20 protein-coding genes are annotated in these 20,438 nt (G+C 60.7%); 13 read left to right on the forward strand and 7 right to left on the reverse strand.

Annotation, left to right across the window (positions count from 1 at the left end; genetic code table 11):
* Position 1: 1 nt before the first annotated feature.
* Both AAAB16_RS22480 and AAAB16_RS22485 read right to left on the reverse strand, forming a co-directional pair.
* Positions 2-598, reverse strand: coding sequence for a Fe-Mn family superoxide dismutase (locus AAAB16_RS22480; RefSeq protein ID WP_340665339.1), 597 nt, complete (start codon positions 596-598; stop codon positions 2-4).
* Between the two features lie 234 nt (positions 599-832).
* Positions 833-1,432: a LysE/ArgO family amino acid transporter gene (locus AAAB16_RS22485; RefSeq protein ID WP_340665340.1), complete on the reverse strand. Its 600-nt coding sequence runs from the start codon at positions 1,430-1,432 to the stop codon at positions 833-835.
* A gap of 92 nt (positions 1,433-1,524) precedes the next feature.
* On the opposite strand from AAAB16_RS22485, the gene AAAB16_RS22490 reads away from it, so the two are divergent.
* Together AAAB16_RS22490 and AAAB16_RS22495 are read left to right on the forward strand one after the other, a co-directional pair.
* Entirely contained in the window at positions 1,525-2,430 is a 906-nt protein-coding gene (locus tag AAAB16_RS22490) for a LysR family transcriptional regulator ArgP (RefSeq protein ID WP_340665341.1), read from the forward strand.
* A 162-nt stretch (positions 2,431-2,592) separates the two neighbouring features.
* Positions 2,593-3,585 carry an NAD-dependent epimerase/dehydratase family protein gene (locus AAAB16_RS22495; RefSeq protein ID WP_340665342.1) on the forward strand — a complete coding sequence of 331 codons (993 nt, stop codon included), beginning with the start codon at positions 2,593-2,595 and terminating at the stop codon, positions 3,583-3,585.
* Here AAAB16_RS22495 and AAAB16_RS22500 read toward each other — a convergent pair.
* Positions 3,582-3,854, reverse strand: coding sequence for a hypothetical protein (locus tag AAAB16_RS22500; RefSeq protein WP_340665343.1), 273 nt, complete (start codon positions 3,852-3,854; stop codon positions 3,582-3,584). The genes AAAB16_RS22495 and AAAB16_RS22500 overlap by 4 nt on opposite strands.
* A 317-nt stretch (positions 3,855-4,171) precedes the next feature.
* Here AAAB16_RS22500 and AAAB16_RS22505 point away from each other — a divergent pair, with 317 nt between their 5' ends.
* Positions 4,172-5,014, forward strand: coding sequence for an ATPase (locus tag AAAB16_RS22505; RefSeq protein ID WP_340665344.1), 843 nt, complete (start codon positions 4,172-4,174; stop codon positions 5,012-5,014).
* A gap of 126 nt (positions 5,015-5,140) precedes the next feature.
* Here the strand turns inward: AAAB16_RS22505 and AAAB16_RS22510 are convergent, their stop codons facing one another.
* From AAAB16_RS22510 to AAAB16_RS22520, 3 genes are all read right to left on the reverse strand, one after another.
* Positions 5,141-5,917: an OmpA family protein gene (locus AAAB16_RS22510; RefSeq protein WP_110616021.1), complete on the reverse strand. Its 777-nt coding sequence runs from the start codon at positions 5,915-5,917 to the stop codon at positions 5,141-5,143.
* Positions 5,918-5,951: 34 nt separating this feature from the next.
* Positions 5,952-6,362, reverse strand: a complete 411-nt coding sequence (locus AAAB16_RS22515; protein WP_340665345.1) for a DUF4398 domain-containing protein — start codon at positions 6,360-6,362, stop codon at positions 5,952-5,954.
* 350 nt (positions 6,363-6,712) lie between these two features.
* Positions 6,713-7,057, reverse strand: a complete 345-nt coding sequence (locus AAAB16_RS22520; RefSeq protein WP_340665346.1) for a pilin assembly protein — start codon at positions 7,055-7,057, stop codon at positions 6,713-6,715.
* Between the two features lie 224 nt (positions 7,058-7,281).
* Here AAAB16_RS22520 and ppc point away from each other — a divergent pair, with 224 nt between their 5' ends.
* The 8 genes from ppc (at position 7,282) to AAAB16_RS22560 (ending at position 15,446) form a co-directional block, all read left to right on the forward strand.
* On the forward strand, positions 7,282-9,918 hold the full coding sequence (gene ppc, locus AAAB16_RS22525) for a phosphoenolpyruvate carboxylase (RefSeq protein WP_340665347.1): 2,637 nt from the start codon (positions 7,282-7,284) through the stop codon (positions 9,916-9,918).
* Positions 9,919-10,119: 201 nt separating this feature from the next.
* A complete protein-coding gene (gene adk, locus AAAB16_RS22530) occupies positions 10,120-10,767 on the forward strand; it encodes an adenylate kinase (RefSeq protein WP_340665348.1) in 648 nt (215 codons plus the stop codon).
* Positions 10,768-10,874: 107 nt separating this feature from the next.
* A complete protein-coding gene (tsaB, locus tag AAAB16_RS22535) occupies positions 10,875-11,555 on the forward strand; it encodes a tRNA (adenosine(37)-N6)-threonylcarbamoyltransferase complex dimerization subunit type 1 TsaB (RefSeq protein ID WP_340665349.1) in 681 nt (226 codons plus the stop codon).
* A 176-nt stretch (positions 11,556-11,731) separates the two neighbouring features.
* A complete protein-coding gene (locus AAAB16_RS22540; protein ID WP_340665350.1) occupies positions 11,732-12,076 on the forward strand; it encodes a hypothetical protein in 345 nt (114 codons plus the stop codon).
* 76 nt (positions 12,077-12,152) lie between these two features.
* Positions 12,153-13,007, forward strand: coding sequence for a DUF72 domain-containing protein (locus AAAB16_RS22545; protein ID WP_340665351.1), 855 nt, complete (start codon positions 12,153-12,155; stop codon positions 13,005-13,007).
* A gap of 80 nt (positions 13,008-13,087) precedes the next feature.
* Positions 13,088-13,918: an isocitrate lyase/phosphoenolpyruvate mutase family protein gene (locus tag AAAB16_RS22550; protein ID WP_340665352.1), complete on the forward strand. Its 831-nt coding sequence runs from the start codon at positions 13,088-13,090 to the stop codon at positions 13,916-13,918.
* Positions 13,919-13,921: 3 nt separating this feature from the next.
* Positions 13,922-14,614: an extensin family protein gene (locus AAAB16_RS22555; protein ID WP_340665353.1), complete on the forward strand. Its 693-nt coding sequence runs from the start codon at positions 13,922-13,924 to the stop codon at positions 14,612-14,614.
* A gap of 52 nt (positions 14,615-14,666) precedes the next feature.
* On the forward strand, positions 14,667-15,446 hold the full coding sequence (locus AAAB16_RS22560) for a class I SAM-dependent methyltransferase (protein ID WP_340665354.1): 780 nt from the start codon (positions 14,667-14,669) through the stop codon (positions 15,444-15,446).
* A gap of 50 nt (positions 15,447-15,496) precedes the next feature.
* Here the strand turns inward: AAAB16_RS22560 and AAAB16_RS22565 are convergent, their stop codons facing one another.
* On the reverse strand, positions 15,497-16,135 hold the full coding sequence (locus tag AAAB16_RS22565; RefSeq protein WP_340665355.1) for a TetR/AcrR family transcriptional regulator: 639 nt from the start codon (positions 16,133-16,135) through the stop codon (positions 15,497-15,499).
* Positions 16,136-16,229: 94 nt separating this feature from the next.
* On the opposite strand from AAAB16_RS22565, the gene AAAB16_RS22570 reads away from it, so the two are divergent.
* Positions 16,230-17,333 (forward strand): efflux RND transporter periplasmic adaptor subunit, encoded by a 1,104-nt coding sequence (locus AAAB16_RS22570; RefSeq protein ID WP_340665356.1) that lies wholly within the window; start codon positions 16,230-16,232, stop codon positions 17,331-17,333.
* A 6-nt stretch (positions 17,334-17,339) separates the two neighbouring features.
* Entirely contained in the window at positions 17,340-20,420 is a 3,081-nt protein-coding gene (locus tag AAAB16_RS22575; protein WP_340665357.1) for an efflux RND transporter permease subunit, read from the forward strand.
* Positions 20,421-20,438 lie beyond the last annotated feature (18 nt).

Below are 20,438 nucleotides of genomic sequence, written 5' to 3' on the forward strand. Positions count from 1 at the left end.
CTTAAGCGGTGAAGGTTTTGCCTTCGAACTGCTCAGCCACGAATTTCCAGTTGACCAGGTTCCAGAACGCTTCGACGTACTTCGGACGCAGGTTGCGGTAGTCGATGTAGTAAGCGTGTTCCCAGACGTCGCAGGTCAGCAGCGGGGTGTCACCGCTAGTCAGCGGGCAGCCAGCGCCGATGGTGCTGGCCAGGGCCAGGGAACCGTCAGCCTTCTTCACCAGCCAGCCCCAGCCGGAGCCGAAGGTGCCGATGGAGGTTTTGCTGAATTCTTCTTTGAATTTGTCGAACGAACCGAAAGCGGCGTTGATGGCATCAGCCAGAGCGCCAGTCGGTTGGCCGCCGGCGTTAGGCGCCAGGCAGTTCCAGTAGAAGGTGTGGTTCCACACTTGAGCAGCGTTGTTGAAGATGCCGCCCGAAGAAGTCTTAACGATTTCTTCCAGAGTTTTGCCTTCGAACTCGGTGCCTGGCACCAGGTTGTTCAGGTTCACGACGTAGGTGTTGTGGTGCTTGTCGTGGTGGAATTCCAAGGTTTCCTTGGAGATGTGCGGCTGCAGCGCGTCGTGGGCATACGGCAGCGGAGGCAATTCGAAAGCCATGGGTGATTCTCCTAATCAGGGTCAGTTGCGGTAAGCGCAGGGCCGATCACGGGCGGCCATAGTTGCGGCGGTGAGTTTTTACTCTTTGCGCCGCAGGGTTCGGATCATAGCACCGGGGCTTTCGCATAAACACGCAGCAACTGTGTGGGAAAGCCCTGTAGAGCGGGCTTTGCAGCTGACTACAACGGCTTTTTGCGCAATGTCACGGCCACGGCACTCGATTTGGTTGACCGGTCAGCCCGCTATTAGTTGCCCTGCAACGACGAACATCATCAGCGCCACACTGAGGTCCAGTACTCTCCAGGTCGCCGGCCGCGCTAACCACGGTGCCAACCAGGCAGCACCCAATGCCAGGGTGAAAAACCACATCAACGAGGCACTGGCCGCGCCCGCTGCGTAGGCGCCCGGTACGGATTGCTGAGCGCCGAGCGAGCCAATCAACAGCACGGTATCGAGGTACACATGGGGGTTTAGCAGCGTGACTGCCAAGGCCGTCAGCAGCACCGCTTTGCGCGAGCGTGGCCCGGCGTTGGCGGCCTCGTTTAACGCTTCAGGTTTATACGCACGGCGTAGCGCTTTAACCCCATACCAGAGCAGAAATGCAGCGCCGCCCCAACGTGCCACGCCGAGCAAAATCGGGCTCTGCGCCAGCAGTGTGGCCAAGCCAAACACACCCGCCACCACCAGCAGCGCATCACACAACACACACAACGCCGCCACCGGCAGATGGTGTTCACGACGCAGGCTTTGCGCCAAGACAAACGCGTTCTGCGCACCAAGGGCGACGATCAGGCCGGCGGCCACCAGCAGCCCGTTGAAATAGCTTTGCCACATAGCAAAAAATCCTGAGAGGTGATTCGTGTGGCGAGTCTGCGGTGCAAGGTTGTATAAGAGAAACGAATCCTGCTGATCTCACATTAGGAGAATTGATAGTGTTTGATTACAAGCTGCTCGCGGCATTGGCCGCGGTAGTCGAGCAGGCTGGCTTTGAACGCGCTGCGCAGGTGCTGGGGCTGTCGCAGTCAGCGATTTCGCAGCGCATCAAGCTGCTGGAGGCGCGGGTCGGCCAGCCGGTGTTGGTGCGCGGCGCACCGCCGGCGCCGACGGAAATTGGCCGGCGCCTCCTTAACCATGTGCAGCAAGTGCGTTTGCTGGAACGTGATCTCTCCAGCCAGGTGCCGGCGTTGGACGACGGCGCGGCGCCTGAGCGTTTACGTATCGCTATCAATGCCGACAGCCTGGCCACTTGGTGGGCAAAGGCGGTGGCGGCATTTTGTGCGCAGCATCGGGTGTTGTTGGAATTGGTGGTGGAAGACCAGGAGGTCGGCCTTAAGCGCATGCGCGGTGGTGATGTGGCCGCTTGCGTCTGCGCTACCGACAGGCCCGTGGCGGGCGCGCGCAGTTTGGCGTTGGGTGCCATGCGTTACCGGGCCCTGGCCAGCCCCGACTTTATTGCCCGGCATTTTCGGGCCGGGGTGAATGCGCAGAGCTTGGCCCTCGCGCCAGCGATTGTGTTTGGCCCGGATGATTTTCTGCAGCATCGCTACCTTGCCAGCCTGGGCGTGGAGGGCGCTTTCGCCTATCACCTGTGCCCGTCATCCGAGGGCTTTATTCGCCTGACCGAGGCAGGCCTGGGGTGGGGGTTGGTGCCGGAACTGCAGGTGAATGAATTATTGGCCAAAGGCGCGTTGCGCGAACTGCAGCCGGATGTGCCGATTGACGTGCCGTTGTACTGGCACCATTGGCGTAACGGCGGTGAGCTGCTCGGCGAGCTGACCCGGCATTTGCAGCGCGCCACCTTGGACGTGCTGGTGCAGCGTAGGTTGGGGTAGGTTGGGCTTCGCTGAGCTTAACCCAACCTACGCTCAACCCAACCCAAGCTCAACGCAGCATGGGTGCGCACAACACGTCATCACCTTGGCTCGCCACGTCACACTACAAGCACACCGTGCCTTGCTACAGTCACGGCCATTACAAAAACAGGGCGGTGGGCGATGAAGATTTTGGTGACAGGGGCCAGTGGCTTTATCGGCGGGCGCTTTGCTCGTTTTGCTTTGGAGCAGGGCTTGTCGGTGCGCATCAATGGCCGCCGCCCGGAGGCGGTGGCGCATTTGATCAAGCGCGGCGCCGAATTCGTGCAGGGGGATCTCAGTGATTCCAGCTTGGTGCGCACGCTCTGTCATGACGTGGAAATGGTCGTGCATTGCGCCGGTGCTGTCGGCACCTGGGGCAAGCGCGAGCACTTTTACAACGGCAATGTGGTGCTCACGCAAAACGTTATCGAGGCCTGCCTGAGTCAGAAGGTTCGCCGTCTGGTGCATTTGTCCTCGCCCTCGGTGTATTTCGACGGCAACGCCCATGTTGGCTTGCGTGAAGAACAGGTGCCGAAGAAGTTTGTCGATCACTACGGCGAAACCAAATTTATCGCCGAGCAAGAGGTGATGGCGGCGCAGGAGTTTGGTCTGGAAGTGATCGCGTTGCGCCCGCGGTTTGTTACCGGCGCCGGTGATACCAGTATCTTTCCACGGTTGATTGACATGCAGCGCAAAGGCCGTCTGGCGATCATCGGCGACGGCCTGAACAAGGTCGACTTCACCAGTATGCAAAACCTCAACGAGGCGCTGCTCAGCAGCTTATTGGCAGCAGGGCCGGCACTGGGCAAGGTTTACAACATCAGCAATGGTGCGCCGCTGCCGCTGTGGGATGTGGTCAATTACGTGCTGCGCCAACTGGAGTTGCCGCCGGTGACCAAACACGTGCCTGTCGGCCTGGCTTATACCGCCGCCACCCTGAATGAAACCGTCTGCAAGCTCCTGCCGGGACGCCCGCAGCCGAGCCTGTTTCGTTTGGGGGTTGCGGTGATGTCCAAGGATTTTTCCCTGGATATCAGCCGCGCGCGGCGCGAACTCGACTACAACCCACAGACCCCAATCTGGACTGCGCTGGACGAGTTCTGCACCTGGTGGAAAGTGGTCGGCCAGCCTTAACCGCGTAGCGGCCCGGCATAGCGCGTGTACTTGGCGATCAGCTCGGCTTCGCTCAGTTGTGGCGCTGCTGGCGGCGCCATACGGATATTGGTCAGCTCACTGAGTTTGGCGCCCAGTTGTCGAGTGTCGTCAACATCGGATGCCGCGCAGGCGATCAGCATCTGCATCACGGCATCGGGTTGGCTAAGGCGGATATCGACGTCCTGTTCTTGGCGCAGACGGCGACGTAAGGTTTGCATGCAATCGAGTACAGACTTGGTCAGTTCCATTCGATTTCTCCCCCTGTGGACTTAGGCCGAAGCGAGCGCTAAGTACGGTCATGGTCAGTAACGGTATTTCGCGTTCGCCGGCTTAGGCCGATCTAGACGCTCTGTTACTCCCGGTTACATCGTTAGCAAATGCTGTACCAGTTCACAAAATCAGGAACCCCGTGGCCTGCGGCCGGTCCATGGGGTGTCTTGCCCGCTTTACACGCGCCGCTGCGGTGCGTTATGCACCATTGGGCGCCGCCGCTGCGCTCGGTATACTGCCCGCCGGTTGCTCGATCATTTGTTACCCCACCCCTGCGTGCCCTATAGGTTGAACCATGCGTAACGACGCCCTTGATGAACTGGACAACGTCCCCAGCCTGACCACTGACGCACGCGACCACGAATTTCCCGCTGACCACCACGAGCACGGTCGTCACGCCGCCCATGTCGACCGCGGCTACGTCGCGCCGGGCAAAACCAAGGCGGCCAGCACGGGGCCGCTGTGGGCCTTGGTCGCCGCGTTGATGATTGCCTTTGCCGGATTGGGCTGGTGGAGTCATCAGCAGATCGACCTGATGAGCCAGCAATTGGTCGCCACCCAAGAGAGCTTTGCGCGCATTAGCGAAGATGCCGCCGGGCGTATTCAGGATATCTCCGGCAAGGTGGTGGCCACCGAGTCCAACGTCACCAGCGGCAGCGAAGCCCTGCGTCTGCAAGTGAAAAGCCTGGAAACCAAGGTCGCCGACCTCACCAAGCAACTGCAAAGCGTCACCAGCAAACAGACCGAGCAAAGCAAGCGTGCTGACGACATCGCTGCCGACCTGAAAACCACCCAAGACGCCAGCGGCCAGTTTGACGGCAAATTGAAAACCTTGGCCAGTGATCAGGCAGCGCTCAAGGCCGCCCAAGGCGACAACGGCAAAGTTGATGCCCAGCTGAAAAGCCTGAGTGCCGATATCGAAGCGCTGAAAAAGCAAGGCAACCCCAATGTTGCCATCAGCCGTCTTGAGCAGGACCTGCTGGTGCTCAAAAGCGAGCAGGAAAACCGCCCGGCCACTCCGGCTGCCAGCGCTAACACCAGCGAGTTCGACGCTTTCCGCGCGCAGATGACGCGCAATATCAGCACCCTGCAAAGCCAGGTGCAAAACCTGCAGCAGCAGCTTAATGCGCGCCAGTAAATTGTCCTGTTAGCACGCAAAAGCCCCGCCAATGCGGGGCTTTTTTATAGGCGTCGGGGCTTAGTTAGAAACAGAAACCCCCGCTAAAAAGCGGGGGGTTGCTGTCGCTACAAAACCGCTACTGCTTTACAGCACGCGCGGTGCTACCGGCGCAGGACCATTGGCAATGGTCACTTCCACACGGCGATTCAAGGTGCGCGAATCCGGTGAAGCATTGCTCGCTACCGGATAGTCCTTGCCGAAGCCGTGAGTGGTAATGCGGGTCGGCGAAACCCCCATGGCCACCAAGGCGCTACGCACCGAATCAGCACGGGCCTGGGACAGGCGCAGGTTGTGGTCGGTGGTACCGGTGTTGTCGGTAAAGCCTTCCACTACCACTTGGCTGTTGGGGTTCTGCTGCAGGTAGTTACCCAACTGCTGCACGTTTTGCAGGCCATTTGGCGTCAGCTCCGAGCGGTCGATCTGGAACAGTACGTCGCCCAGGGTAATCACGGTGCCGCGCGGAGTTTCTTTGGGTTTGAGCTGTTGCAGCAGGGTGTCGACCTGAGCGTTACGCGCATCCAGCTGAGCTTGAGTGCGCTGGGCCGGGGCTTGGGCCAGGCCTTGTTCCGCGTTTTTCAGCAGCAGGGTTTGCTTGGCCACTTCCACGCGCTGGTTGGTGATATAGGCCAGGTGGTCGACCTGCGCTGGGGTTTGGCCGTTGGCATAAGCCTGGTCAGCACGGGCGAGCATGTCGCCGGCTTCTTTGGTCTCCAGGGAGGCCAGGCTCTGCGCTTGCGGCTGGGCAATCAGCGCGGAGTAGTTGCTATGGGCCTGTTCCAGATTTGGATTGGGCTTGGAGGCGCAGGCCACCAGGGCCAGGCTGAGAACCGACAGGGCAGAAACAGAGATCAACTTGTTCATAGGGATTGTCCTTATCTAGGCGATAGCTACGCGCTTACTGCACGATGATTGGCGTGCGAGCGCCTTCTTCGCGGATCTGTTGCACGCCGCGCTGCGAGTCCTGCAGATTTTTCTGCGCCTTGGCGGCCAAAGCGGTGCGCTCGGCTACGCGGGCATCCCACTCGGCCTGCTCAGCGAGCACGCGGGCTTGCTCATATTTGTCGTCGCGCAGCAGGGTTTCGGCTTGTACCAGTTTGTCCTGCGCCGACTTCATCGGTACCGGGGCGTATTCCGGGCCGCCAGCGGCCACAGCACTTTTAACCACGGTATTGGTTACGGCGAATTGCTCAGTCGGCGGGTTGCCGGCACAACCGGCCAGCAGCACGGTGCTGCTCAGGGCCAGGGCCGCCAATAACGTTTTAGGGTGGGTGAAAGCAGGGCTTGTCTTCATGATATTCCGCTCCATTGGGGTCTCTCCACAGATGTCTTCACTCAAGACAACTTGCCTGCCAGATGCATGCTAATTACCGATTGATAGCCGACGATGGCTATACATTGCCGGCTAAAGGCAAATGCGCTGGCTTACTTCCTGTGACTTGGAGGCGGTAAAAAATGTTCAACATAATTTACGACGGAAGGCGCGGATGCCCGTGGTCCGGGGCCTTGGGGTTTGATATCAGAAGGTGTTGTTAGGGCTGGTTTACGCGCTAACGCGTCGGGTGTGCTGCGCGCCAAGGGCATCCATCGATGTTTGCCGCCTGATGCGCACAGCAGACCCTACGTGCGGGAGGATATAAATCGAAGAGGCCCGCAGGACTAGTGATTGGTGCTGTCGAGCTGGGCGCTCAATTCATGCAGGTGCTTTTTCGACAATTCGAGAAAGCGCGGGGTAGGGCCCACATCTTCATAGAGCGGGTCGCCCTGTTCATCGGTGGCCACTACTTGGGTGCCTTTGACGTAGGGCAGACCGGCTTCGAGTTCTTCCAGTGCCGCGCCAATCAGTTCGCCGAGCAGTTCTTCGGGCTGGCGTTTGGGGTACATCTCGGCCAGGGCTGCCAGGCGCGCCGCGGCTTCAAGGTCGAGGTGGATCTGGTAAGGGCTGCGGGTCAGGCGGCCGGTGGCAAAGTTTTCCCAATGGCGAACAAGTTCGCGAATTTTCATAAATACCTCGTGGGTGGTGGGTAATGGCGCGGTTGCTGGGGGTTCCCTCGTGGGGTTCGGCAACCGGCTTACCTAGTTGAGACTAGACGCTGGCTGAGGCGCTCCATGCCATTCGTCGCAACCTTGTAACAAGGTGGCGCTCTATGCATGCTCAGGTTGGCCCTCGCATGTTGGCGCTAGAGGGTTAAGCTCAACCGCTATTGGAACTGGCAGGAGACGTGGTTATGGCCCAAATCGACGCGCGTTTGCGTGAGGATGTTCATCTACTCGGCGAGTTGCTTGGTGAAACCATCGGCGCCCAGCGCGGCGAAGGGTTTGTCGACAAGATCGAGAAGATCCGCAAAGGCGCCAAAGCGGCGCGCCAGGGCTCTGCCGAAGGCGCAGCGCAGCTTAAAAGTACCCTCGATGGTCTTAAAGAAGACGAGCTGCTGCCGGTAGCCCGAGCGTTTAACCAGTTTCTTAACCTGGCCAATATCGCCGAGCAGTATCACCAAGTGCGCCGCCTCACTCCCGAGGAGCCACCGCGCTTTGAAAGCGAGGTGCTGCCGCAGTTGCTGGAGCGCCTGAAAAAGGATGGCAGCAGCGCCGAAGTGTTGGCCCGTCACCTAAGCCGTCTGGAAATTGAACTGGTCCTCACGGCGCACCCCACCGAGGTGTCGCGGCGCACCCTGATTCAAAAATACGACGCCATCGCTGCCCAGTTGGCCGCCCAGGATCACAGCGACCTGTCGCCAGCCGAGCGCCTGCGGGTTAAACAGCGCCTGCAGCGCTTGATCGCTGAAGCCTGGCACACCGAAGAAATCCGCCGCACCCGCCCCACGCCGGTGGACGAAGCCAAATGGGGCTTTGCGGTTATCGAGCATTCGCTGTGGAAGGCCGTGCCCAACTACCTGCGCGGCGCCGACGATGCGCTGTATGCCGCTACCGGCTTGCGCTTGCCGCTGACCGCGGCGCCGATTCGCTTTGCCTCGTGGATGGGCGGCGACCGTGACGGCAACCCCAACGTCACCGCCGCCGTCAGCCGCGAAGTGCTATTGCTGGCGCGTTGGATGGCCGCCGATTTGTATGTGCGCGATGTGGATAACTTGGCCGCCGAGCTATCGATGCAACAGGCCAATGCGGCCGTGCGCGAGCTGGCCGGCGACAGCCCAGAACCCTACCGCGCCGTGCTGAAACAGTTGCGCGAGCGGCTTAAAACCACCCGCGCCTGGGCCGAGGCGGCGCTGCATGGCGACCTGCCGCCGCCTGCCGGCGTGCTGCACAGTAATGTCGAACTGCTCGAGCCGCTGGAGCGTTGCTACCACTCGTTGCATGAGTGCGGCATGGGCGTGATTGCTAACGGCCCATTGCTCGATTGCCTGCGCAACGCGGCCACCTTTGGCTTGTTTCTGGTACGCCTCGACGTGCGCCAGGATTCCACCCGCCATGCTGCAGCCATGGCAGAAATCACCGATTTTCTCGGCCTGGGCAACTATAACGATTGGGACGAAGAGACCCGCGTCGCATTCCTGCTGCGTGAGCTCAATAACCGCCGACCGCTGCTGCCGGCGCATTACAAAGCCAGCGCCGATACCGCCGAAGTGCTGGAGACCTGCAAGGTGGTGGCGCAGGCGCCGCAAGCTTCCTTGGGTTCTTACGTGATCTCTATGGCCGGCGCGCCTTCGGATGTGCTGGCGGTGCAACTGCTGCTCAAAGAGGCCGGGTTGCAACGGCCGATTCGCGTGGTGCCACTGTTTGAAACATTGGCCGACTTGGAAAACGCCGGCCCTGCCATCGACCGCCTGTTGGGCTTGCCCGGTTACCGCTCGCGCCTGCATGGCCCGCAGGAAGTGATGATCGGCTACTCCGACTCGGCTAAAGACGCCGGCACCACCGCTGCGGCCTGGGCGCAATACCGGGCGCAGGAAGCGCTGGTCAATATCTGCCGGGAACACCAGGTTGAACTGCTGCTGTTCCATGGTCGCGGTGGCACCGTGGGGCGTGGCGGTGGTCCGGCCCACGCGGCGATTTTGTCGCAGCCGCCAGGCTCGGTGGCGGGGCGTTTCCGCACCACCGAACAGGGCGAAATGATCCGCTTCAAATTCGGTCTGCCGGATATCGCCGAACAAAACCTCAACCTCTATCTCGCTGCAGTGTTGGAAGCCACCGTGCAACCGCCGCCCGTGCCCGAACCGGCTTGGCGCGAGCTGATGGGTAAGCTGGCCGAGGACGGCGTAGCGGGTTATCGCGCGGTGGTGCGCGAGCATCCGCAGTTTGTTGACTACTTTCGCCAAGCCACGCCAGAGCAAGAATTGGGGCGTTTGCCGCTGGGCAGTCGCCCGGCCAAGCGGCGCGAGGGCGGGGTGGAAAGCCTGCGCGCCATTCCGTGGATTTTCGCCTGGACGCAAACCCGCCTGATGCTGCCGGCCTGGTTGGGTTGGGAGGCGGCGTTGGGCAATGCGCTGAAACGCGGCGAGGGTGAGCTACTGGCGCAGATGCGTGAGCAGTGGCCATTCTTCCGCACGCGGATTGATATGTTGGAGATGGTGCTGGCCAAGGCAGACGCCGCGATTGCGGGTTTGTACGACGAACGTCTGGTCTCAGCCGAGCTGCGACCGCTGGGGGCACATTTACGCGACCTATTGTCGCAGGCGGGCAATTGTGTGCTGGCCTTGACTGGGCAGTCACAGCTGTTGGCCCATAGTCCACAGACCCTGTCGGCCTTTACCGTGCGCAACACCTATCTCGACCCACTGCACCTGTTGCAGGCCGAGCTGTTAGCCCGTTCTAGACAGTCCGAGCGCCAGGCGGACAGCCCGTTGGAGCAGGCATTGCTGGTCAGTGTGGCGGGTATTGCCGCCGGGCTGCGCAACACCGGTTAAGGGCTATGCGCGGTGGCTGAATGGGCCGTTCCAGGTGCATCGCAGGGGCTCGTTCACTACTACTTTCGGTGGCTTGTGTGGTGTCGGTGCGCTGTGTATCTTGAGCAACCTTTTGGCCGCTCCGTGCTGCCGGGACCTATACCGAGATCTGCCCCACGAGGCGAATCCGACTAGTTTTGTTCAATCTTGAGGAGCACAGAGATGCGCGTGATTCTGTTGGGAGCGCCCGGTGCCGGCAAAGGTACCCAGGCTCGCTTCATCACCGAAAAGTTCGACATTCCACAAATCTCCACCGGCGACATGCTGCGTGCTGCGGTCAAGGCCGGCACTGAGTTGGGTCTGCAGGTGAAAGGCGTGATGGACAGCGGCGGTCTGGTTTCTGACGACCTGATCATCGGCCTGATCAAAGAGCGCATCGCTCAGCCAGATTGTGCCAACGGCTTTTTGTTCGACGGTTTCCCGCGCACCATTCCTCAGGCCGAAGCCCTGAAGGACGCTGGCGTGAAGCTCGACCACGTGGTGGAAATTTCGGTGGATGACGAAGAAATCGTTCAGCGCATCTCCGGCCGCCGCGTACATGCTGATTCCGGCCGTGTGTACCACCTGATCTACAGCCCGCCCAAAGTGGAAGGCAAAGACGACGTGACCGGCGAAGACCTGGTGCAACGTGTCGATGACACCGAAGCTACTGTGCGTAACCGCTTGAAGGTCTACCACGACCAGACCAAGCCGCTGGTGAGCTTCTACCAGAAGATCGCTGCTGCTGAAGGCACCCCGAAATACAGCTACATCGAAGGCGTTGGCTCGGTAGAAGACATTACTGCCAAGGTTCTCGCAGCACTTAGCTGAGTTAACCCGCCAAGCTGTTTTAATGATTAGCCCAACGGCCCGCTTGCGGGCCGTTGGCGTTTATACTGCGCCACCGTTTTTAGCCCCTGTTACCTGGAACACGCCCGATGAGCACTTTGCTGGCCCTGGATACCGCAACCGAAGCTTGCTCCGTTGCCCTGCTGCATGGCGGCAAGGTGCTGAGCCACTACGAGGTGATTCCGCGCCTGCATGCCCAACGTTTGCTGCCAATGATCAAAGACCTGCTGGCCGAGGGCGGTATTGCCCTGTCGGCGGTCGATGGCATCGCCTTCGGCCGTGGCCCCGGCGCGTTTACCGGTGTGCGGATTGCCATTGGTGTAGTGCAAGGTTTGGCGTTTGCGTTGGATCGCCCGGTGCTGCCGGTTTCCAACCTGGCAGTGCTGGCCCAGCGGGCAATGCGTGAGCACGGCGCGCAGCAGGTGGCCAGCGCCATCGACGCGCGGATGGACGAAGTGTATTGGGGTTGTTACCGCGCAGAGCAGGGTGAAATGCGCTTGGCCGGCGTGGAAGCGGTGCTGCCGCCCGAGCACGCCAACCTGCCGCGCGATGCCAGTGGCGACTGGTTTGGCGCTGGTACCGGCTGGGGCACCTTTGCTCCGCGTATTCCAGTCGCGGTCGTTGGCCAAGAGCCGAATATGCTGCCCCATGCCCTGGATTTGCTGGCCCTGGCGCAATTTGCCTGGGCCCGCGGTGAAGCGCTGCCGGCCGACCAAGCGCAGCCGGTTTATCTGCGCGACAAGGTCGCCACGCCGAAAGCCGCGCCTTAACCGTTCAGCGCTTTAGCCTCCCAGCTATCAGAAATTTCCGATAACCAGCGTTGCGGCCAATTGCGCTTATGTAGCCACTGCCGTTACATTGCCGACACATAGATTGGCCATGGTTCCATTTGGCCACTTTTCTATAGTCCCTTTCCGATAAGTCTTTAAGAGAAGCCTGAGCAGTAATGCGCATCGACGGTTTTACCTCCTCTTACACGCTGGATCGCACCCCTCGCCCGGGTAGCGCGGTCACGCCTTTTCGCGAGGTTCAGCGCGAGGAAGAGACCCGTCGTGAAACGCCTGCTACGCCTTCGACCACTCAAGGGCTGGAAAGCACACCTCAGCAACGCCGCGTGCAAGCCAGCAATGCCAGCAGCGACAGCCTGCCGGCGCGCTCGCAGGACGTATTTGTGCAGCGCGAAGGCGTCAGTAATCGCGCCCAGCAAGCCTTGGCCAGTTACGCCAGCACCGCGAGCTACTCCAACGAACGCGATGCCACCGAGATTCTCGGTTTAGACACCTACGCGTAAGCCATTCCCGAACTCCACGGTTGATCGCATCGCCGTTCGCGGCCACCATGGCCCGCTGATTGTTCTGGAATAGCCCATGCTTCCCTATTTCCTCGGCTGCCCTTCCTGGAGCGAGCCTGCCTGGCGCGGTGATGTGTATCCGGACTCGGCGCGCAGCAATGACTTTCTCGCCCTCTACACCCAGGTATTCAATGCGGTAGAAGGCAACACCACCTTCTACGCCCAGCCATCGCCGGCCACCGTGGCGCGCTGGGCCGAGCAGATGCCAGCGCATTTCCGTTTCTGCGCCAAGCTACCGCGTGATATCAGCCATAGCGACAATCTGCTCGCCCAACTCGGCGCTGCCGAAACGTTCGTCGAGCTGCTCAAACCCTTGGGCGAGCGGGTTGCGCCGTTTTGGCTGCAAGTGCCCGCCAGCTTTGGCCCACAGCGCCTACCGGAACTGGCAGCCTTTATTGCTGAGCTGCAAATACCCTTGGCGGTGGAAGTCCGTCACCCGGCGTTTTTTGCCAAAGGTGAAGAAGAGCGCGCGCTCAACCGCCTGCTGCAAGGCGACGAAATTGAACGCATCTGCCTGGACTCGCGCGCGCTGTTCAGCTGCATTTCCAGCGACCCTGCGGTGCTTCACGCCCAGTCGAAAAAACCACGTTTGCCGACCCGACCCGCAGCCTTTAGCCAATTCCCGCAGCTGCGTTTTATTGGCCACCCCGAGCTGCCCGCCAACGATGCCTATATGCAGCCGTGGCTGGAAAAAGTCGCCGCTTGGATTGAAGAGGGGCGGACGCCCTATGTGTTTCTGCATACCCCCGACAACATCCTCGCCGCACAACTGGCGCGGCGTTTTCACCAGCAGTTGACGGTGCTGCTACCAGGTTTGCCAGCGCTGCCTGAACGAGTCGAACCAGCAGCCGAGCAACTCGGTCTCTTGTAGGGTGTGCGATGCGCACCACGCGAATGACGCGAGTACGCCTTGGTGCGCACCGCACACCCTACCAATCGGAGCCTATTTCCATGACGTCGCAGCTCGTTCGCGCGCAAACCTTCCAGCAACTGCATGCCGCCGACGGCGCCTTTGTGATCCCCAACCCGTGGGATGCCGGCTCGGCGAAAATTCTCGCCAGCTTGGGTTATCAGGCGTTAGCCACCACCAGCGCGGGCTTGGCTTTTTCTCTGGGTCGGCCAGATGCCGAAGGCGCCTTGTCGCTGGAGGACAACCTGCTCAATGCTCAAGCGATAGTCGCGGCGACCGAGTTGCCCGTAGCCGGCGATCTGGAAAACGGTTTTGCCGATGACCCCGAAGGCTGCGCGGCCACCATCCTCAAAGCGGCCGCTGTCGGCTTGGTTGGCGGCTCCATCGAAGATGCGAGCGGCCGTGCCGAGGCGCCGATCTACGATTTTCAGTTGGCGGTCGAGCGCGTGCAGGCTGCCGTTGCCGTCGCGCGCAGCTTGCCGTTTCCCTTCACCCTGACCGCCCGTGCGGAAAACCTGCTCAACGGCCGCCACGACCTGGCCGACACCATCCGCCGTCTGCAGGCATTTGCCGAGGCGGGTGCCGATGTGTTGTTTGCCCCGGGGCTGCGCTCGGTCGAGGAGATTGAAGCGGTGGTGCGCGCGGTTGCGCCCAAACCGGTCAATGTGTTGATGGGGCTATCGGGCGTAAGCCTGACGTTCGCCCAATTGCAGGACCTTGGCGTCAAACGCATCAGCGTCGGCTCGGCCCTGGCGCGCGCCGCCTATGGTGAATTCTTCCGCGCCGCGCAGAGTATTCAGCACAGCGGTAGCTTCGCCTTTGCCGAGCAGGCGCTGCCATTTCAGCAACTGAACGACTTGTTCAAAGGTTAGGCGGTGCGGGCGCTCCTTAAACTGCTGATTGTCGTACTGGTTCTTGGCGCCGCGCCTTTTGCGGTGTGGCGCGGTTGGTGGCAGGTGCCGCCGCAATTGAACCCGTGGGCGCCTTTGGATGTGCGGCTTGAGCCTAATTGGCTAACGCCGTGGAAGATGATGCGCTTGGGGCAAAACCGCGAGTTGTGTGCACAAGCCTTGGCCACGTCGTCGGTGCGTTCGCTGCCGTTGGCCGACAACGCGGCCAACGCCGATTGCCCGCTCAGCAACGTGGTGCGCGTGCAAGGCTCAGCGCTGGCGTTTAGCAGCAGCTTTATCGCTACCTGCCCCATGGCCGTAGCCTTTGCTATGTACGAGCGCCATGGCCTGCAACCGGCGGCGCAAGCGGTTTACGGCCAAGCGGTTACCCGCATCGACCACCTGGGCAGCTTTGCCTGCCGCAATATCGGCAACAGCTCACGGCGCAGCCAGCACGCCAGCGCCAATGCCTTGGATATTGCCGGCTTTCGCCTGGCCGATGGTCGACGCATTACCGTGGCCCGCGATTGGAATGGCAAGGACGATGACGCGCGCTTTTTGCGCCTGGCCCGCGACGGGGCATGCAAGGCGTTTAGCGTGACCTTGGGCCCGGACTACAACGCCGCGCACCACGACCATTTCCACCTCGACATGGGCATGTTTCGCCTCTGCCGTTAGGCTCTGGCAGAATGCCGCGCCTGTTTGCTGCCTTTTTCCGAGTCGTTTGCCCATGAGTGATCACATCCAAAGCGTTATCGTGCGGGCCGAGGCCCTGGCCCCGGCCTTTGCCGAGGCCGCAGCGCAGTGGGCAGCGCGCTTGGGATTGCCACTCGCCGGGGACGCCGACTTTGCTCTGCAACTGGGCGAGACGGGTCTGCAATTGGCCGACCTCGGCCCGCAAGCGCCTGGGCCGGTGCGCGTCGATTTTGTCGAAGGTGCGGTGGCCCATCGACGCCTGTTTGGGGGTGGCACCGGGCAAATGATCGCTAAGGCCGTCGGCGTGCAGCCTGGCGTGCGGCCGTCGGTGCTGGATGCCACGGCGGGCTTGGGCCGCGATGCGTTTGTGCTGGCCAGCCTGGGTTGCCAGACGGCGATGATCGAGCGTCAGCCGCTGATTGCGGCATTGCTGGAAGATGGTTTGGCGCGGGCCAAAGACGATGAAGAGGTCGGCCCCATCGTTCGCCAGATGCGTTTACTGGTGGGCAATGCCATCGAGCTGATGAGCGCATGGGAGGGGGAGGCGCCGCAGGTGATTTACCTCGACCCGATGTTTCCTCACCGCGACAAAAGTGCGCTGGTGAAAAAGGAAATGCGCCTGTTTCGGCCGCTGGTGGGCGATGACCTGGACGCCCCGGCGTTGCTGGAGGCCGCGCTTGCACTGGCGACCCATCGGGTGGTGGTCAAGCGCCCCCGCAAGGCGCCGATTATTGCCGGGCCCAAACCCAGTTATGCACTGGATGGCAAATCCAGCCGCTATGACATCTATCCGAAGAAGGCGCTAAAGGCGTAGCTAGCGCGTACCCCGTGGTGCGCGCACAGCACACCCAACCTCGCTTCGAATTACCTGGGCAAATACGCCCGCACAAACATCTGCACCGCATCCGCCACCTGTTCTTCGCTGGAGCAGATTTCATCGGCGGCGTTGCAGCCAATCAGCAAGCGAAAGTTGATGCCGCCCTTGAGTAGGCAAAGGAAGTGCTCGGCTGCCAATTGCGGATTTTCAATTTTCAGCTTGCCCAGCTCGTCAGCGCGGCGCAGCAGGCCGGCCATTTCGTTGTGCACCACTTGCGGGCCGGACTCGTAAAACAGCTTGGCCAGCTTGGGGTCTGAGGCGCCCAAGGAAATCATCACGCGATGCAATTCAATCGACTCGCGGCTGCTTACCAGGCAATGAAACGCCTGGGCGATGTTCAGCAGTACGGTGTCAATCGGCGCGGTTTCCATTAATTCGAAAATCACCAACGGCAGCTGCTCTTCGCACTTGGCGCGCACGGCCATGGAGAACAGCGTCTCCTTGTCGGTGAAGTGGCTATAGACGGTGAGTTTGGAAACCCCGGCCTCGGCGGCAATCGCGTCCATGCTGCAACCGTCGTAGCCCAGGCGCAGAAACAGGTTTTTCGCGGCATCCAGAATGGCTGCGCGCTTCGTAAGGTCTTTCGGGCGACCGGGGCCGCTTGGCGGTAACAGATTGTCAGACATTTCGCGTTTTATTACTGGACTGGTGAGTTTGCTATTTTTACTATACCCGCCAGTACAATTATTCAAAGCCTTAATTTGCGAAAGGTCATACATCATGTTCCGCCATGTCCTGCCACTCGCCTTACCTGCATCCCTTGTCCTTTTGCTCGTCGCCTGCGGCTCTGCCGAAGAGGTGAAGACCTTGCCGCGTCCTGCCATGGTGGTGCAGCCGCAGCCAGCAGGGGAGACGGCCGATACCTATCCGGGTGAGGTGCGTGCCCGCTTGGAGCAGGACTTGGCGTTTCGCATCGGTGGCAAGGTGAGCAAGCGTCTGGTGGATGTTGGCGAGCGGGTGAAGAAGGATCAGCCGTTAGCCGAGCTGGATCCGCAAGACGTGCAATTGCAGCTTGAAGCCCAGCGCGCCCAGGTAGCTGCCGCCACCGCCAACCTGCAACTGGTGCGCAGCGAACGCGATCGTTACAAAACCCTGCTCGACCGGCAGATGGCCAGCCGCTCGCAATACGACAACGCCGAAAACCTCTACCGCGCCGGCGAAGCCCGGCTGAAACAAGCCCAGGCCGAATTTAACGTGTCGAATAACCAGGCCGGCTATTCGGTGCTGCGCGCCACTCAATCGGGCGTGGTGTCCAAACGCTCGGTAGAGGCCGGCAACGTAGTGGCTGCCGGACAGACCGTCTTTACCCTGGCCGTTGATGGCGAGCGCGAAGTGTTGATCAGCCTGCCAGAGCACAGCATTGAACGCTTCAAAATTGGCCAGGAAGTATTCGTTGAGCTGTGGACGCGCCCGGACAAACGTTTCCCGGCGCGTATCCGTGAACTGTCGCCAGCGGCCGATCCGCAGTCGCGTACCTATGCGGCCCGCGTTTCTTTTACCGCCGACAAAGTGCCCGCCGACCTCGGCCAAAGCGCCCGCGTATTTGTCCCGGTCGCAGGCGATGTGCCGCTGGCTGTGCCGCTCTCCGCGTTGAGCGCCGAGGGCGGCAAGCCGTTCGTCTGGGTGGTTGAGCCAAAAACCTCCAAGCTGGAACGCCGCGCGGTGAAGGTCGGCCCTTATGGCGAAAGCCAGGTGCCGGTGCTGGAAGGCTTGCAGGCCAACGATTGGGTGGTGGCTGCCGGCGTACAAGTGCTGCGTGAGGGCCAGGAAGTGCGGCCCGTGGACCATGAAAATCGCTCGGTCAAACTGGCAGCGCAGGAGTAAGCACGGATGAGCTTTAACCTATCCGAATGGGCGCTGCGTAATCGGCAGATCGTGCTGTTCCTGATGTTGCTGTTGGCGGTGGTTGGCGCGGTGTCGTACACCAAGCTGGGGCAGAGCGAAGACCCGCCCTTTACCTTTAAAGCCATGGTGGTTCGTACCCAGTGGCCGGGTGCTAGCGCCGAAGAAGTGTCGCGCCAAGTCACCGAACGCATCGAGAAAAAGTTGATGGAAACCGGCGAGTTTGACCGGATTACCTCGTTCTCGCGCCCCGGTGAATCGCAGGTGACCTTTATGGCCCGCGACTCGATGAACTCCCGCGACATCCCCGAGCTCTGGTACCAGATCCGCAAAAAGGTCAGTGACATTCGCCACACCTTGCCGCAGGGCATTCAAGGGCCGTTTTTTAACGACGAATTTGGCACCACCTACGGCAACATTTACGCACTGACCGGCGAAGGCTTCGACTACGCCGTGCTCAAGGACTACGCCGACCGCATCCAACTGCAGCTGCAGCGCGTGAAGGATGTGGGCAAGGTCGACCTGCTCGGTCTGCAAGACGAAAAAATCTGGATCGAGCTTTCCAACGTCAAAGCTTCGACCCTGGGCTTGCCCCTGGCCGCCGTGCAAAAAGCCTTGGAGGAACAGAACACCGTGGCGTCCTCCGGCTTTTTTGAAACGCCGTCAGATCGCATTCAGCTGCGGGTGACTGGCCGCTTCGAATCGGTGGATGAGATCAAGGCGTTTCCAATCCGGGTTGGCGACCGCACGTTCCGCATTTCCGATGTGGCTGAAGTGCATCGCGGCTTTAGCGACCCACCCGCCCCACGCATGCGTTTTATGGGCCAGGACGCCATTGGCCTGACCGTGTCGATGAAGCCCGGCGGCGACATTCTGGTGCTGGGTGCGGCGCTGGAAAAAGAATTCGCCCGTATGCAGCAAACCCTCCCGGCCGGCATGCAATTGAGCAAGGTCTCTGACCAACCGGCGGCGGTAAAAACCGGCGTGGGTGAGTTTGTGCAGGTGCTGGTGGAAGCCCTCGCCATTGTGATGCTGGTGTGCTTTTTCTCCCTCGGTTTGCGCATCGGCTTAGTGGTGGCCTTGGTCATTCCATTGGTGTTGGCGATGACGTTTACCGCCATGTACTACTTCGGCATCGGCCTGCACAAAATCTCGCTGGGCGCGCTGGTGCTGGCGCTGGGGTTGCTGGTGGATGACGCGATCATCGCCATCGAGATGATGGCGATCAAAATGGAGCAGGGCTATTCACGCTTTAAAGCCGCCAGCTTTGCCTGGACCAGCACCGCCTTTCCGATGCTCACCGGCACCTTGATTACCGCTGCCGGCTTTCTGCCGATTGCCACCGCGCAGTCGGGTACTGGCGAATACACCCGGTCGATCTTTCAGGTAGTGGCCATTGCCTTGCTGGTGTCGTGGATCGCGGCAGTGATTTTTGTGCCTTATATCGGCGAAAAACTGCTGCCTGATTTGGCCAAGCTACATGCAGCCAAACATGGTGGCAGTGATGAAGGCCATGACCCTTACGCCACGCCGTTCTACCGGCGCGTGCGCGGCGCCATTGAGTGGTGCGTAGGCCATCGCAAAACCGTGATCGTGCTGACTATCGCCTTGTTTGCCGGCTCGATCTTTATGTTCAAGTTTGTTCCGCAGCAATTCTTCCCGTCCTCGGGGCGGCTGGAGCTGATGGTCGACTTGAAGCTCAGCGAAGGCGCCTCGCTCAAGGCCACCGAAGAGCAGGTTCGCCATCTGGAAGCCCTGCTGAAAGACCACCCTGGTATCGACAATTACGTGGCCTATGTCGGCACTGGCTCGCCGCGTTTCTACCTGCCGCTGGACCAGCAATTGCCGGCCGCCAGCTTTGGTCAATTTGTGGTGCTGACCAAAAACATCCAAGACCGCGAAGCGGTGCGTAAGTGGCTGATTGAAACCCTGGCGGAAGAATTCCCCACCTTGCGCACTCGCATCACGCGCCTGGAGAACGGGCCGCCTGTGGGTTATCCGGTGCAGTTCCGAGTGTCGGGTGAGCATATTGACGAGGTGCGCGTCCTGGCCCGTGAAGTGGCCGACCGTGTGCGTGAGAACAGCCATGTCTCCAACGTGCACCTGGACTGGGAGGAGCCGAGCAAGGTGGTGTACCTGAGCATCGACCAAGAGCGCGCCCGGGCCCTGGGCGTCAGCAGTTCCAGCCTGTCGACCTTTCTGCAGAGTGCGCTGTCAGGCAACACCGTCAGCCAGTACCGTGAAGACAACGAGTTGATCGAAATTCTGTTGCGCGGCACCGTACGCGAGCGTCAACAGCTGGCGCTTTTACCGAGTTTGTCGGTGCCGACCGACAACGGCCAGAGCGTCGCGCTGTCGCAAATCGCCACGCTTAAATACGGTTTTGAGGAAGGCATTATCTGGCACCGCGACCGTCTGCCCACCGTCACCGTGCGGGCCGATGTGTACGGCAAGGAGCAGCCGGCCAGTATCGTTAAACAGATATTGCCGACCCTTGATGGCGTGCGTGCCAAGCTGCCCGACGGCTACCTGCTCGCCGTTGGCGGCACCGTGGAAGACTCGGCCAAGGGGCAGGCGTCCGTTAACGCCGGCGTACCGCTGTTTATCGTGGTGGTGCTGGGCTTGCTGATGCTGCAACTAAAAAGCTTCTCGCGCTCGGCCATGGTGTTTCTCACCGCGCCGCTGGGGCTGATTGGCGTGACCCTGTTCCTGCTGGTGTTTAACCAACCGTTCGGTTTTGTGGCCATGCTCGGCACCATTGCCTTGTCCGGCATGATCATGCGCAATTCGGTGATTCTGGTTGACCAGATCGAGCAAGACATCAACGCTGGTCACGACCGCTGGCACGCCGTGATCGATGCCACCGTGCGGCGCTTCCGGCCCATCGTGCTGACTGCCTTAGCGGCGGTGCTGGCGATGATTCCACTGTCGCGCTCAACCTTCTTCGGGCCGATGGCCGTGGCGATTATGGGCGGGTTGATTGTGGCTACCGCACTGACCCTGTTATTCCTGCCAGCGTTGTATGCAGCGTGGTTTAGAGTGAAGAAAGACGAGAAGGTAGAAGAGTGATTGCCGCCTTTGCCTAAA

The sequence above is a fragment of the Pseudomonas sp. genome, assembly GCF_037994325.1.
Lineage (GTDB): Bacteria > Pseudomonadota > Gammaproteobacteria > Pseudomonadales > Pseudomonadaceae > Aquipseudomonas.

Bases quoted from the DNA above. Each gene is read 5' to 3' on its own strand.
- AAAB16_RS22510 (WP_110616021.1), bottom strand. From the start codon at position 5,917: ATGAACAAGTTGATCTCTGTTTCTGCCCTGTCGGTTCTCAGCCTGGCC.
- AAAB16_RS22485 (WP_340665340.1), bottom strand. From the start codon at position 1,432: ATGTGGCAAAGCTATTTCAACGGGCTGCTGGTGGCCGCCGGCCTGATC.
- AAAB16_RS22500 (WP_340665343.1), bottom strand. From the start codon at position 3,854: ATGGAACTGACCAAGTCTGTACTCGATTGCATGCAAACCTTACGTCGC.
- AAAB16_RS22545 (WP_340665351.1), top strand. From the start codon at position 12,153: ATGCTTCCCTATTTCCTCGGCTGCCCTTCCTGGAGCGAGCCTGCCTGG.
- AAAB16_RS22515 (WP_340665345.1), bottom strand. From the start codon at position 6,362: ATGGAGCGGAATATCATGAAGACAAGCCCTGCTTTCACCCACCCTAAA.
- ppc (WP_340665347.1), top strand. From the start codon at position 7,282: ATGGCCCAAATCGACGCGCGTTTGCGTGAGGATGTTCATCTACTCGGC.
- AAAB16_RS22565 (WP_340665355.1), bottom strand. From the start codon at position 16,135: ATGTCTGACAATCTGTTACCGCCAAGCGGCCCCGGTCGCCCGAAAGAC.
- AAAB16_RS22480 (WP_340665339.1), bottom strand. From the start codon at position 598: ATGGCTTTCGAATTGCCTCCGCTGCCGTATGCCCACGACGCGCTGCAG.
- tsaB (WP_340665349.1), top strand. From the start codon at position 10,875: ATGAGCACTTTGCTGGCCCTGGATACCGCAACCGAAGCTTGCTCCGTT.
- AAAB16_RS22505 (WP_340665344.1), top strand. From the start codon at position 4,172: ATGCGTAACGACGCCCTTGATGAACTGGACAACGTCCCCAGCCTGACC.
- AAAB16_RS22575 (WP_340665357.1), top strand. From the start codon at position 17,340: ATGAGCTTTAACCTATCCGAATGGGCGCTGCGTAATCGGCAGATCGTG.
- AAAB16_RS22570 (WP_340665356.1), top strand. From the start codon at position 16,230: ATGTTCCGCCATGTCCTGCCACTCGCCTTACCTGCATCCCTTGTCCTT.
- AAAB16_RS22550 (WP_340665352.1), top strand. From the start codon at position 13,088: ATGACGTCGCAGCTCGTTCGCGCGCAAACCTTCCAGCAACTGCATGCC.
- AAAB16_RS22540 (WP_340665350.1), top strand. From the start codon at position 11,732: ATGCGCATCGACGGTTTTACCTCCTCTTACACGCTGGATCGCACCCCT.
- AAAB16_RS22495 (WP_340665342.1), top strand. From the start codon at position 2,593: ATGAAGATTTTGGTGACAGGGGCCAGTGGCTTTATCGGCGGGCGCTTT.
- adk (WP_340665348.1), top strand. From the start codon at position 10,120: ATGCGCGTGATTCTGTTGGGAGCGCCCGGTGCCGGCAAAGGTACCCAG.
- AAAB16_RS22520 (WP_340665346.1), bottom strand. From the start codon at position 7,057: ATGAAAATTCGCGAACTTGTTCGCCATTGGGAAAACTTTGCCACCGGC.
- AAAB16_RS22560 (WP_340665354.1), top strand. From the start codon at position 14,667: ATGAGTGATCACATCCAAAGCGTTATCGTGCGGGCCGAGGCCCTGGCC.